General features: G+C 40.0%; 12 protein-coding genes. All 12 read right to left on the reverse strand.

From position 1 onward, the window contains the following. Positions 1–10: 10 nt before the first annotated feature. The 12 genes from fliF to sucD all read right to left on the reverse strand — a co-directional run bounded on the left by fliF (position 11) and on the right by sucD (position 13162). Positions 11–1615, reverse strand: coding sequence for a flagellar basal-body MS-ring/collar protein FliF (gene fliF, locus M3205_RS00560; protein WP_251168151.1), 1605 nt, complete (start codon positions 1613–1615; stop codon positions 11–13). Between the two features lie 149 nt (positions 1616–1764). Beyond that, complete coding sequence (gene fliE, locus M3205_RS00565; RefSeq protein ID WP_251168152.1) at positions 1765–2070, reverse strand: flagellar hook-basal body complex protein FliE; 306 nt, start codon at positions 2068–2070, stop codon at positions 1765–1767. 12 nt (positions 2071–2082) lie between these two features. Beyond that, positions 2083–2535 carry a flagellar basal body rod protein FlgC gene (gene flgC / locus M3205_RS00570; RefSeq protein WP_251168153.1) on the reverse strand — a complete coding sequence of 151 codons (453 nt, stop codon included), beginning with the start codon at positions 2533–2535 and terminating at the stop codon, positions 2083–2085. Positions 2536–2537: 2 nt separating this feature from the next. Continuing rightward, complete coding sequence (flgB, locus tag M3205_RS00575; RefSeq protein ID WP_251168154.1) at positions 2538–2933, reverse strand: flagellar basal body rod protein FlgB; 396 nt, start codon at positions 2931–2933, stop codon at positions 2538–2540. A gap of 428 nt (positions 2934–3361) precedes the next feature. Continuing rightward, positions 3362–4141, reverse strand: coding sequence for a GTP-sensing pleiotropic transcriptional regulator CodY (gene codY / locus M3205_RS00580; RefSeq protein WP_251168155.1), 780 nt, complete (start codon positions 4139–4141; stop codon positions 3362–3364). Between the two features lie 129 nt (positions 4142–4270). Further along, entirely contained in the window at positions 4271–5674 is a 1404-nt protein-coding gene (gene hslU, locus M3205_RS00585; protein ID WP_251168156.1) for an HslU--HslV peptidase ATPase subunit, read from the reverse strand. Between the two features lie 17 nt (positions 5675–5691). Next, the gene (gene hslV / locus M3205_RS00590) at positions 5692–6234 is read right to left on the reverse strand and encodes an ATP-dependent protease subunit HslV (RefSeq protein WP_251168157.1); all 543 of its coding nucleotides are present in this window, start codon (positions 6232–6234) and stop codon (positions 5692–5694) included. Between the two features lie 72 nt (positions 6235–6306). Next, positions 6307–7209 (reverse strand): tyrosine recombinase XerC, encoded by a 903-nt coding sequence (gene xerC / locus M3205_RS00595; protein WP_251168158.1) that lies wholly within the window; start codon positions 7207–7209, stop codon positions 6307–6309. A gap of 63 nt (positions 7210–7272) precedes the next feature. Beyond that, positions 7273–8580: an FADH(2)-oxidizing methylenetetrahydrofolate--tRNA-(uracil(54)-C(5))-methyltransferase TrmFO gene (gene trmFO, locus M3205_RS00600; RefSeq protein ID WP_251168159.1), complete on the reverse strand. Its 1308-nt coding sequence runs from the start codon at positions 8578–8580 to the stop codon at positions 7273–7275. Positions 8581–8803: 223 nt separating this feature from the next. Next, complete coding sequence (topA, locus tag M3205_RS00605) at positions 8804–10879, reverse strand: type I DNA topoisomerase (RefSeq protein WP_251168160.1); 2076 nt, start codon at positions 10877–10879, stop codon at positions 8804–8806. Positions 10880–11271: 392 nt separating this feature from the next. After that, on the reverse strand, positions 11272–12147 hold the full coding sequence (gene dprA, locus M3205_RS00610) for a DNA-processing protein DprA (RefSeq protein WP_251168161.1): 876 nt from the start codon (positions 12145–12147) through the stop codon (positions 11272–11274). Positions 12148–12259: 112 nt separating this feature from the next. Beyond that, positions 12260–13162: a succinate--CoA ligase subunit alpha gene (sucD, locus tag M3205_RS00615; protein WP_035328940.1), complete on the reverse strand. Its 903-nt coding sequence runs from the start codon at positions 13160–13162 to the stop codon at positions 12260–12262. Between the last annotated feature and the right edge of the window lie 88 nt (positions 13163–13250).

Raw genomic sequence — 13250 nt, forward strand, 5'->3', positions numbered from 1 at the left:
TTCATCCTCCTTAATCTTCTGCGATCCATGTGCGAAGAAGCTTTGCAAAGTCTTCAGGCTTTTCCTTTGCCATTTTCTCCAGTTGTTTGCGCCTCATTGTACTCTCTGTTTCATGCTCGTCATTAACATCCGGAAGATTGAAAGTCTCTTGTGCTTCTAATTCCATCTCCTCTTCTTGTTTCTGCTTCTGTCTTGCTTTTGCAAAAAGGAAGATTAATAGAGCGATAATTAAAAGCAGCACTCCCCCTATTGCATAAATCCACCAAGGAAGACTGGTGTCTGTCTCTTCAGGGAACACAACTTTTCCGTTGAAAGGTTGTACTGAGACGACAATTTTATCCTGAATTACCTCATCTGTTAACTCTGCAGCTGCCGCATCCTTATTAATAGTCGTACGTACAACAGTCCCCAATATCTGGGTAATATCATTTATTCTTTCCTGCGGAAGTGATGCGGGATCATCCGCTGTCGGTGGTTCCACCATTACCTGGATTCCTAAATCCCGGACTTTATAAGGGCTTTCCACAATCTCTCTGCGGATTTTATTAACTTCATTATTAATAGTCTCTTCTATTCGTTCATAATCCCCATTGGAATTTCTGTTTTCAAGATAAGAATCTGCATCAGAGCCGGCAGGCTCATCGCTTCCGCCCGCCGGGGTAAATCCGCCTGCAGCATTACCGTTTCCAGTAAACGTTTCCGTTATCTTTTGAGCACTAATAGCTATACCTTCCATATTTTCCTCATCTACAGGTGTTATGAGGTTTTCTTCCCTGTTTTCCTGTGTAAAGTCAATATCGGCGGTTACAGATACAACCACCTTATCCTGTCCCATTAAAGTGCCCAGCATATTCTGCACCTGACGCTGTACATCCCGCTCAATATCTTTTTTGATTTCATGCTGTGCCGCAAAGGTGCTTTCAGGTGAAGCATTTTGTTTATTTTTTAGATCAAAGTACTCAAAAAACTGGTTGGTAATGACGATATTATCAGTGGGAAGGCTGGGTATACTTTTAGCAACCAAGTGGTAAAGGGCATGAATTTGAGACTCTTCAAATTGGTGCCCTGGTTTTGTGTTAAGAACAATAGAAGCAGAGGCTTCCTCTGAAGAATCATTTACAAATATGCCTTTCGCCGGAAGGTTAATCATTACCTTGGCATCGTTAACTCCATCGATCCCTTTTATCAAATTCGCAAGCTCGGTCTGCATTGCTTCCAGCTTTAGCACATTGAACTCGTTTTCAGTCATGCCAATCCCTGCATTTTGGCTGAAAAATGCATAATCAATGCTTCCTGATTTTGGAATCCCTTCTGCTGCCAGTTCTACTTTCAGTGTATCTACTGATTCTTCTGGAACTTTAATAGTTGTACCGCTATCTGCTATTTCTGATGCAATCCCTCTTGTATCGAGACTTTCTTTTATCGTTCCCGTTTCAGAAGGTGTCAGGTTGCTGTATAGAGGAACGAGATTGGTTCTTGTACCTATGATAGCTGCAATTGCAATCAGCACTATACAAAATGCAGCGACACTAATCATAATAGTCTTTTGTTTTTTTGATCTGCTGCTCCAGTATTCTTTCAAATTGCCTATATATCTCTGTAGCGTCTCTTTCATCACAATCCTCCGGTTATTCTGTCTTAGCTAATAACCGCCATGACTAGTTCTTAGCTTTAATCATTTTCTTTCATTAAAAAATTGAAAAAACCTCACCAATCAGTAGATTCTTTCAATTTTCTAAGTTTTTCAAAGGAACTGCTGTAATATTATACCTGCATTCTCATCGCTTCCTGATAAGCTTCAATTACTTTATTTCTAATTTCGAGTGCAGCCTGCATTGTGATGCTCGCTTTTTGTGATGTGATCATCACCTGGTGAAGATCCACATTTTCTCCCTTTGCAAGTTTCTCAGTCATAACATCTGACTGAATCTGTGCATTATTTATTTTTTCTATTGATTGCTTTAAGACCGACGAAAAACTTTGCTGAGCATCGAATGATGTATATGTATGAGTCTTTTGATTTTCAGCAGGCTTTAAAGCATTCACTGGCATAAACGTTACGTTATTCATTTAAGGTTCTCCTTATTTGCCGATTTCCAATGCTTTCATCATCATCCCTTTAGAGGCATTAAAAACTGTTACGTTCGCTTCATATGATCTCGTGGCGCTAATAAGATCTGTCATTTCCCGTAAAGGGTCCACGTTTGGCATTTCAACATATCCATCTTCATTCGCATCGACATGTGAAGGATCATAAACCATTTTAGTTGGGGTCTCCCGATCTTCTACAATTCTTGACACTTTTACCCCATTACCTGCCGAACTGCCTCCATTTCGGCTCATGGCCATATTTAAAAAGGATGAAAACTGCCCTTCTTTCGGTTCCAGTACAACTGATTTCCTTCTATAGGGTCCATCTCCATTTATACTCTTTGTAGAATCCGCATTGGCCATATTTGAAGAAATTACATCCATGCGGAGCCTTTGGGCAGTTAGTGCCGATGCTGTGCTGTTCATGCTATGAAACATAGACATTACTAATTGCCTCCCCGCAATACATTCTGCAGACTGGAAAACTTGCCGCTTACCCGTTCAATAACTGCATTATAGTAAATCTGGTTTGTAGCCAGATCCGCCATTTCCTTATCTAAATCCACACTATTGCCATTATGATTGTAAGAAGTATCAGCTCTGGTCACTATACTTTTCCCTGAGAATGAACCATTTTTAAAATCGTAATGTCTATAATCACTTTTGTTAGCATCCATTGATTCATTTAAAGCGTTCTTGAAAGCAGCTTTAAAGCTGGCATCTTTTGCTTTATAGTTTGGAGTATCAGCATTTGCAATATTTTGTGAAATTACTTTTTGTTTAAGCGAAGAATAATTTAATGCTTGTTCTAATGTCGATATAGTGCTGGAAAACAGTTTCAATCATTACACCTCGTATAAAAACAAATTTTTACATGGTAATTATTGTTGAAATTTGGTGATAATGGACATATTATGTCATCATAAACATTATTGTAATGAATATGAAATAATATGTCTATGTACTTAAGCTTGTTTTTAATGATTCTTTTGGCCTATTTTCGACAAATCTTTTAAATATGCTGAAAGTTATATAAGTTATTTAGTAATAATTTCCAGAACTACATCAACCTTAGTCCCTTATGAATTTTATAGACATTCAGCAATATAGTTCATTTGAACTAAATAAATTATTATTTTATTTGAAATATATGTAATTCGTGACTATAGAACTTTTAAAAAATGTTTAAAATACATATATTTACCAATTTCAAACGTAACAAAACTGTAACAAAAAACCCGTCATTTTTATGACGGGTTTTTCAGGATTATTAGTTTGATTTAAGCTTTTCCAATTCAAACAGGAATTTGTCATTTAGGACTTTGATATAGGTACCCTTCATTCCTAAAGAACGGGACTCAATAACTCCTGCACTTTCCAGTTTTCTTAAAGCATTAACGATTACAGAGCGCGTAATGCCTACACGATCAGCAATTTTTGATGCAACAAGAAGTCCCTCATTGCCGTTAAGCTCTTCAAAGATATGCTCAATCGCTTCAAGCTCACTGTAAGAAAGTGAACTGATTGCCATTTGAACAACAGCTTTGCTGCGCGCTTCCTCTTCAATTTCTTCCGCTTTTTCGCGAAGAATTTCCATGCCGACTACAGTAGCACCATATTCAGCTAGAATCAAATCATCATCATGGAACTGTTCCTGCAATCTCGCAAGAATAAGTGTTCCGAGACGCTCACCGCCGCCGATAATTGGAACAATTGTAGTCAATCCGCTTGCAAAGAGGTCCTTGTTTTCAACTGGGAATGCAGTATATTCGCTTTCCATATCAAGGTTTGATGAAGTTTCCTGGATGTTAAATAAGTTTTTCGTATATTCCTCAGGGAACTGACGATCTTCAAGCATTTGCTTCATACGCTCATTTTCGATTTGCTGATTTACTGCAAATCCAAGAAGTTTGCCTCTGCGGCTTACTACGAAGATATTTGCTTCAATTACATCACTAAGTGTTTCTGACATTTCTTTGAAGTTAACCGGCTTTCCGGCTGCTCTTTGAAGCATTGCATTAATCTTTCTTGTTTTAGTTAATAAATCCATTGTATTTCCTCCTATTTGCTGCAACCCATAAACATATATTTTGTTAAAAATAAATAACTTATTGCTATTTTTGACTTTTTTAAGCATTCACTTTCCGATACCCTGTGCCCTAACTCTTTAAACTATAGGTCACAGAATAAACTGGCTTAAATCCTTATTGCGGGAAATAGCGCCGAGTTTCTCCTCAACATACTGAGGAGTAATTGTGATTTTTTCCATAGTGATGTCCGGTGCTTCAAACGATAAATCTTCGAGCAGCTTTTCCATGATTGTATGAAGACGTCTTGCGCCGATATTATCGGTATTCTGGTTAACTTCGAAAGCAAATTGAGCAATCCTACGAATAGCATCGTCAGAAAATTCAATTTGTATACCTTCAGTTACCAATAATGCTTCATATTGTTTAATTAATGCATTATCGGGCTCCACAAGTATTTTGTAGAAATCTTCTACAGTCAGCTTAGTGAGCTCCACACGGATCGGGAAACGTCCCTGTAATTCAGGAATAAGATCAGAAGGCTTTGCCATATGGAAAGCACCTGCAGCAATAAACAATACATGGTCAGTTTTTACAGAACCATATTTGGTTACTACTGTTGAACCCTCCACCACCGGCAAAATATCTCTTTGAACTCCTTCTCTTGAAACATCTGCTGAAGAACCGCCGCTATTTTTGCTGGCAATTTTATCGATCTCATCAATGAAAATTATTCCTGACTGTTCAGCACGGAATACAGCCTCCTGACTGACTTCATCCATATCAATCAGCTTTTGGGCTTCTTCATTGGTCAGGATCTTTCTGGCTTCTTTTACAGTCAGTTTTCTCTTTTTCCTTTTCTTTGGCATAAGGCTGCTGAGGGCATCCTGCATATTCATGCCCATTTGTTCCATCCCAGAGCCCTGCAACATGTCAAACATGGAAGGCTGCTGTTCTTCCACCTCAACGGTAATCACTTCATTTTCCAATTCGCCTAGTGCAAGCTTTTCTTTTACAATCTTGCGCTTTTCCTGGAGGTTTAAGTCTTCAGTCTGATACGTCTCCTGCTGCTGATCATTACCTCCACCAAATAGCATTTCAAGCGGATTTTTATAATTAGCGGCTTTTTTCGCACCAGGTACAAGCAGTTCAAGTATGCGGCGGTTAGCACTTTCTTCTGCTCTTTCCTTTACACTGACCATCTTCTCTTCTTTTACCAGACGGACGGATGTTTCCACAAGATCTCTGACCATGGATTCAACATCCCTGCCCACATATCCTACTTCAGTGAATTTGGTTGCCTCCACTTTTACAAATGGTGCACCTACCAATTTAGCCATTCTGCGCGCAATTTCAGTTTTTCCAACACCAGTTGGGCCGATCATCAATATATTTTTAGGATTTACTTCTTCCCGCAATTTTTCCTCGAGCAAGCTGCGGCGATAACGATTCCGAAGAGCTATAGCAACTGCTTTTTTTGCATCCTTTTGACCGATAATATATTGATCCAAGCGCTCAACAATTTGGCGCGGAGTTAAGCTTGTTCCTTTACCCATTCAACAGCACTCCTTTATTAGAGTTCTTCCACAATGATATTGTGGTTTGTATATACACATATTTCGGCAGCCATTTCAAGGGAAGCCTTGGCAATTTCTTTTGCTGACAAGTGTTCTCCTGCGAACCTTTTTAAAGAACGTCCGGCTGCAAGCGCATAATTGCCTCCTGATCCAATAGCCAGAATTCCATCATCCGGCTCTATAACTTCACCTGTACCGGAGATAAGCAGCAGGCTATCCTTATTCATAACGATGAGCATTGCTTCAAGCTTTCGCAAAACTTTGTCGCTTCTCCATTCTTTTGCAAGCTCTACAGCTGCCCTCTCAAGGTTGCCATTATACTCTTCTAACTTTCCTTCAAACATTTCGAATAACGTAAATGCATCAGCTACTGAACCTGCAAATCCAGCAAGCACCTTACCGTTAAAAATCTTTCTGACTTTTCTTGCAGTGTGTTTCATTACAACTGCATTTCCAAAGGTAACCTGGCCGTCGCCAGACATTGCACATTCTCCATTATGATGCACAGCAAATATTGTTGTTGCATGAAATTCGGACATGAAAGACTCCTCCTTTGGAGCATATTGCCTTTGATTTTTTCTGCAGACTATTCGATAATGGCTGTTTTTTCGCTATGCCCGCGGATGGTGGGCCATATACGTTTTTTTCAAGTATTCATTCGTAACATGTGTATACACCTGGGTCGAAGAAAGAAATGCGTGTCCAAGTAATTCCTGGACTGTTCTCATATCAGCCCCATTAGCCATTAAATGCGTCGCAAATGTGTGGCGAAGCATATGGGGATGAATTTTGCCTGTTAAAGATGATTTCTCTATGATCCTGTCAAGAATTGTCCTGATTCCTCTTGCTGTAAGAGGACCGCCCCGGGCGTTCAAAAACAAATTTTCCTGCACGTTCCCATTTGCAAGCAATTCTTTACGTCCATGGTTTATGTATGTGTCAATTGCATCCTGAGCGAAGCTGCCGAAAGGAACATATCGTTCTTTCCTGCCCTTTCCCCGTACAAGTACCGTTGATAAATGCATATCCAGGTCTTTTAAGCGGAGTTGGCTGCACTCACTTACACGAATGCCGGTGGCATATAATAATTCAAGAAGGGCTTTGTTTCGCTGCCCAAGAGGAGTGCTGATTTCACAAGCTTCAAAAAGCTGTTTCATTTCCTCTTCATAGAAAAATTCCGGCAGCTTTTTCTGTGCTTTCGGAATGGAAACAAGTGCGAATGGATTGTCAGCTACTATCTCTTCTCTTAGCAAAAATTTAAAAAAGCTCCTTAGGCTTGATATCTTTCTGGCAACAGACTTCCGTGACATCTTTCTTTCGAAAAGATTAGTAAGATATATCCTGACATCCTGATACTCGACTTTTGTTAAATCTGAAATGGCTTGTTCAGACATGAACATAAAGAACTCACCTATATCATGCTGGTAATGTTCAATAGTATATTGTGAATAATTTTTCTCGATTTGTAAATATTCAATAAACAACTTTAAAGAAACGTTCACATTTTCAGACATTAATTGTTCACCTCGCATGGGCTACTAAATAGTAACACAACTCAGCAGCCCACGCAACATAATTTACAAATTTTTCATAAAGTTCTGAATTGTTCCCAGTGCTCTTTCTGCATGCTTTTCATTTCTTTCTTTTTTCCCTCTGATTTTTTCAGGAAGATCAGGAAATAATCCAAAATTAGCATTCATAGGCTGGAAACTCTTTGGATTAGCTGTGGTAATATAACGCGCCATACTTCCAATCGCCGTTTCATGAGGAAACTCTATTGGATCCTCTCCCTTAACAAGCCTTGCAGCATTGATGCCTGCCACAAGTCCGCTGGCAGCAGATTCGACATAGCCTTCAACCCCGGTCATTTGCCCTGCAAAGAATAAATCTTCTCTATTCTTAAACTGATATGTGGCACGAAGTACTTTTGGAGAGTTGATGAATGTATTCCGGTGCATAACGCCATACCTTACTATCTCAGCATTTTCAAGACCAGGAATCAAGCGGATTACTTCTTTTTGCGGACCCCATTTTAAATGTGTCTGAAAACCTACAATATTATAAAGTGTTCCTGCAGCATCATCCTGGCGTAGCTGAACAACTGCATAAGGCCTTTTTCCTGTTTTCGGATCTTCTAAACCTACAGGCTTCATCGGACCAAAAAGCATTGTTTTCTTTCCCCTGTTTGCCATTACTTCTATTGGCATACAGCCTTCGAAAAAAATTTCCTTTTCAAATTCCTTTAGTGGAACAGTTTCAGCGGAGGTAAGAGCGGCATAAAATCGTTCAAATTCTTCTTCTGTCATGGGACAATTCAAATATGCCGCTTCACCTTTATCGTAACGTGATTTCAAATAAACTTTGTTCATATCGATTGAATCTTTTTCGAGAATTGGAGCAGCCGCATCATAAAAATATAAATAATCTTCTCCGGACAGCTCTTTTAATTTTGCGGATAAAGCTTCACTGGTGAGCGGTCCAGTGGCGATTACAGTTGGCCCTTCGGGAATTTCTGTCACTTCTTCGTTTATTACCGTTACATTCGAATGTTTTTTGACTTGTTCAGTTACACGAGCTGCAAAATCATGGCGGTCAACTGCCAAAGCTCCGCCAGCAGGAACTGCACTGCTGTCAGCCGAATGGATAATAACAGAATTCAGCTTCCTCATTTCTTCTTTTAATACCCCGACTGCATTTGTTAAAGTATTTGCACGCAGAGAGTTGCTGCAGACAAGTTCTGCAAATTTATCTGTATGATGAGCAGGAGTCTGCCTTACCGGCCTCATTTCATAGAGATTTACCTTTATTCCCCTGCTGGCAAGCTGCCAAGCGGCCTCACTGCCTGCCAGTCCAGCGCCAATTACATTCACTGCTGTATCTTTCATAAATTAAACCTCCATACATACTTATGATGACGATATCATGAATAATTTATATTTTTTTAAAACAGTCTATCCTACTTTACCCTGTTCTTATTCATTTTGCCATTTTACAATACGATTTAAAAATAAAAAAGTTTCAAGTACTAATTCCTTTAAAAATAGCCAGACTGGAAGTATTTTGGGTGCTCGTCCTTCAATAGAAAAGAGTGAGCATTTAAGCCCACCCTTAACTTTGCTTTTCTTCCTTATAGTCGCATTCAACACACTGTACTTGAACACCTTTTTTGAGTTTTTTCTCAACCAGCAGTTTATCGCATTTTGGACAGCTTCTTGGCAGAGGCTTATCCCAAGAAATAAAGTCACATTCAGGGAACCTGTCACAACCGTAGAAGATCCGGCGTTTTTTGCTTTTTCTTTCAATTATATTTCCTTCTTCGCACTTTGGACATTTCACACCGATATCCTTGACAATCGGCTTAGTATTGCGGCAATCAGGGAAATTGCTGCAGGCCATGAACTTTCCATAGCGCCCCATCTTGAACACCATAGGATTACCGCATTGTTCGCAATCCTCACCAGCAGGTTCATCCTTAATTTCTACTTCCTGCATTTCCTTTTCCGCTATTTTAAGATTTTTTTCAAAATCCACATAGAAATCATCTATGATCTTTACCCAGTTGACTTTGCCTTCTTCCACATAGTCCAAGTCTTTTTCCATTTTCGCGGTAAACTCGATATCAAGGATTTCAGGGAAGAATTCCATGATTAATTCCAGGACAATTTCACCCAGTTCAGTCGGTATAAAACGTTTATTATCCAGTGCAACATAGCCCCGTTTTTGGATGGTATCAAGTGTCGGAGCGAAAGTGGATGGGCGCCCGATTCCCTGCTCTTCTAGTGTTTTTACCAACCTTGCCTCAGTATACCTTGGGGGGGGCTGTGTGAAGTGCTGTTTAGGTTCGATGTCTTTTTTAAGGACTTCATCCCCTTCCTTCAGATCAGGAAGCATATTATCTTTTTCCTCAGACTGATCATCAGACCCTTCAACATATACTTTCATGAATCCCGGGAATTTTACTTTTGAGCCTGTTGCCCGGAAAATCACTTCACCATTTTTCAAATCAACACTCATGGTGTCCATAACCGCTGGTGCCATTTGGCTTGCAACAAAGCGTTCCCAAATAAGCCTGTATAATCGAAGCTGATCCCGTGACAAGTATTCTTTTAAACTTGCAGGCGACCTTAATGTGCTAGTCGGCCGGATGGCCTCATGCGCATCTTGGGCATTGCTGTTTTTCTTTTCTTTTTTCTTTTCACCCTGCAGGAACTCTTTCCCGTATGAGTTTTGAATGTAGTCTGCAGCTTCACTTTGAGCAACTTCGGATATGCGTGTTGAGTCAGTTCTCATATAGGTGATTAAACCGACAGTTCCTTCCTTGCCGAGTTCAATTCCTTCATAAAGTTGCTGGGCAAGCATCATGGTTTTTTTTGCACGGAAATTTAATTTTCTGGCAGCTTCCTGTTGAAGAGATGAAGTAGTAAAAGGAGCAGCAGGATTCCGCTTTCTTTCCTTCTTGGTAACCGATTCTACCTTGAATTTATTACCCTTCATTTTACTTAAAATATTTTGAACATCGCTTTCCGACTTCAATTCCATTTTTTCATTCTTAAATCCGTAAAATGATGCATCAAAGGCTGTTTTTCCTTTAAGGAACTCTCCATCAATTGACCAATACTCTTCTGGTATAAAGTCCTTAATTTCCTTTTCACGGTCGATGATCAATCGGACTGCAACAGACTGTACTCTCCCCGCACTTAATCCTTTTTTCACTTTCTTCCATAGTAAGGGGCTGATATTATAGCCGACCAGTCTGTCGAGCATCCTTCTTGTCTGCTGTGCATCAACCAGATTCATGTTGATTGGCCTTGGATGCTTGAAAGATTCCTTAATGGCGTCTTTTGTAATTTCATTAAAAACAACTCGGCAATCTGATGTAACATCCATATCCAGGCTATGTGCCAAATGCCAAGCGATGGCTTCCCCTTCTCTGTCGGGGTCAGCCGCTAGATAAATTTTCTTAGCTTTTTTGGCCGCTGTCTTAAGCTCCTTTAAAACAGGACCCTTTCCGCGAATCGTTATGTATTTGGGTTCAAAATTATTTTCCACATCAATGCCCATTTGGCTTTTGGGAAGATCCCTAACATGTCCCATGGAAGCTTTTACTTTATATTTTTTTCCTAAATAACGCTCAATCGTTTTTGCCTTTGCAGGTGACTCAACGATAACAAGAAACTCTGACATCAATAGTCCTCCTTGAGAGGGAATTTTAATACATTCAGGCAAAATCTTTTTGAAATGCGGTATTTTTCACCTGCTAAACTTGCCTGCTTTCATTATCTATTACCAATAAAACAGCGCATTAACTGCATGTGTATTGAAATATTCATTATTATTCTACATTCTATTCAAGTTTGTCAAACTTAATCGGAAATATTTCCGCAACCGTTTCCAAGAAAAGATCCTAAATTAACTAGATAAGCATTCTCTTACTTTTCCTTCATACCTGTTGCAAAATGTATAACAGTTTTAATAGAATTTCAACCTTTTTGTAAAAAATCCTTTAAATAAACAAATTTACTATGTGTGATTTAAGTGAAGGATCCTTAAATATCATGGCTCCTTTTTCATTGTCATTAATAAGGGAACTCCTCTAGGATTTCTTCAGCCGATTTTACCAGTTTAGCGCCTTGCTGAATTAATTCATTCGTTCCGCCTGAGAATGGGCTAAAAATATTCCCTGGTACTGCAAACACTTCTCTTCCTTCCTGCACTGCATAATTAGCAGTAATAAGAGAGCCGCTCTTGCTCTTCGCCTGGATTATCAGTGTCCCTTTGCTAATGCCGCTTATTATTCGGTTTCTCATTGGAAACTGCCACCTTGAGGGCCTTGTGTACGGCGGATATTCAGATATAACCAGGTGATTTTTCATCATTTCATAAGCAAGCTTCTGATTTGCCTGCGGATAAATATGAAACAGCCCCCCGGCTATGACTCCAATTGTTTTTCCTTTATTTTTTATTGCTTCCTTATGCGCAATGGCATCAATCCCAGCCGCTAGACCGCTTACAATAATTACCCCCTGTTCAATAAGCTTGGGGAAAATGAGCTGAATGGCTTTCTCGCCATAATCTGTTGCCTGCCTGGAGCCGACAACAGCCAGATGAGTCCCGCTATTTAAAAGGCTGGTATCGCCTCGGGCATACAATACCCATGGCGGCTGGTATGTTTCTTTTAATAAAATTGGATATTCCTTTTCGAAAATTGTAATGGCCCTAATGCCATTTTGTGAGTATAGGCGAATTTGTTCCAGGATTCGATCAGAATGCAGATCCTGGAGTACATTGGAATGGGTATCCTGAGCAGTCATTACCTGGGGAATTATTTGGCGGGGTGCATCATTATACAGAAATTTCAATTCGGGGTCTTTCTTAAGAATGTTATAAATCATCTTCCAGCTCATTCCTCTGCAGTGATGGAGATGGGTGAGCCTCATATTAAATTCCTTCATGGAAGCCTCCTGAAATGTTTTTGAGAAAACGGGGTATGTGCGGGGATACGGATATGGCAATGCAGAAATAGTCCCTCAAAATGAGGGACTACTCTTTAATTATTTGAAAAGATTAATGTGTTTTACACTGGTCATAAAGGCCTTTTTCTTTAAGAACCTTTATCAAGGTTTCACCCATTACGGATGGAGTGTCAGCTACCTGAATACCGCATTCATTCATAACACGGATTTTTTCATCAGCTGTTCCTTTGCCTCCTGAAATAATTGCGCCGGCATGGCCCATACGCTTTCCTGGAGGTGCAGTGCGCCCACCGATGAAGCCTACAACAGGCTTAGTCATGTTCTCTTTAACCCATTCTGCAGCTTCTTCTTCAGCAGTTCCGCCGATTTCACCAATCATAATGACAGCATAGGTTTCAGGATCTTCATTGAACGCTTTTAAAACATCAATGAAGTTTGTTCCGTTAACCGGGTCTCCGCCGATTCCAACAGCAGTAGATTGGCCGATACCTTCCTGTGTTAGTTGATGTACAGCTTCATAAGTCAATGTTCCGGAACGTGACACAACTCCAACATGGCCTTTAGTGTGGATGTATCCAGGCATAATGCCGATCTTACACTCTTCAGGAGTGATAACACCCGGACAGTTAGGACCTACAAGGCGTGTCTTCTTGCCTTCCATATAACGCTTAACTTTAACCATATCCAATACAGGAATATGCTCAGTGATACAAATCGCAAGATCTAATTCTGCATCTACAGCCTCAAGAATAGCATCTGCAGCAAATGGAGCCGGAACATAGATTACGGAGGCATTTGCACCTGTAGCCTTAACTGCTTCCTCCACAGTATTGAAGACAGGAACACCCTCTACTTCCGTACCGCCTTTACCCGGAGTTACACCGCCGACAATTTGCGTTCCGTATTCGAGCATTTGCTTTGTATGGAAGAGGGCTGTTGAGCCTGTAATCCCTTGAACTATAACTTTAGTATCTTTATTAATAAATACGCTCACATTAATTCTCCTTCCTGGTCTAAAGAGTGCCATCATATGACCAAAGGCTTTAATCAGAAACTGAAGATCGGTTTCCGCTATATTCCTT

This window comes from Cytobacillus firmus, assembly GCF_023715565.1.
In the GTDB taxonomy this organism is placed as follows: Bacteria; Bacillota; Bacilli; order Bacillales; family Cytobacillaceae; genus Cytobacillus; species Cytobacillus firmus_C.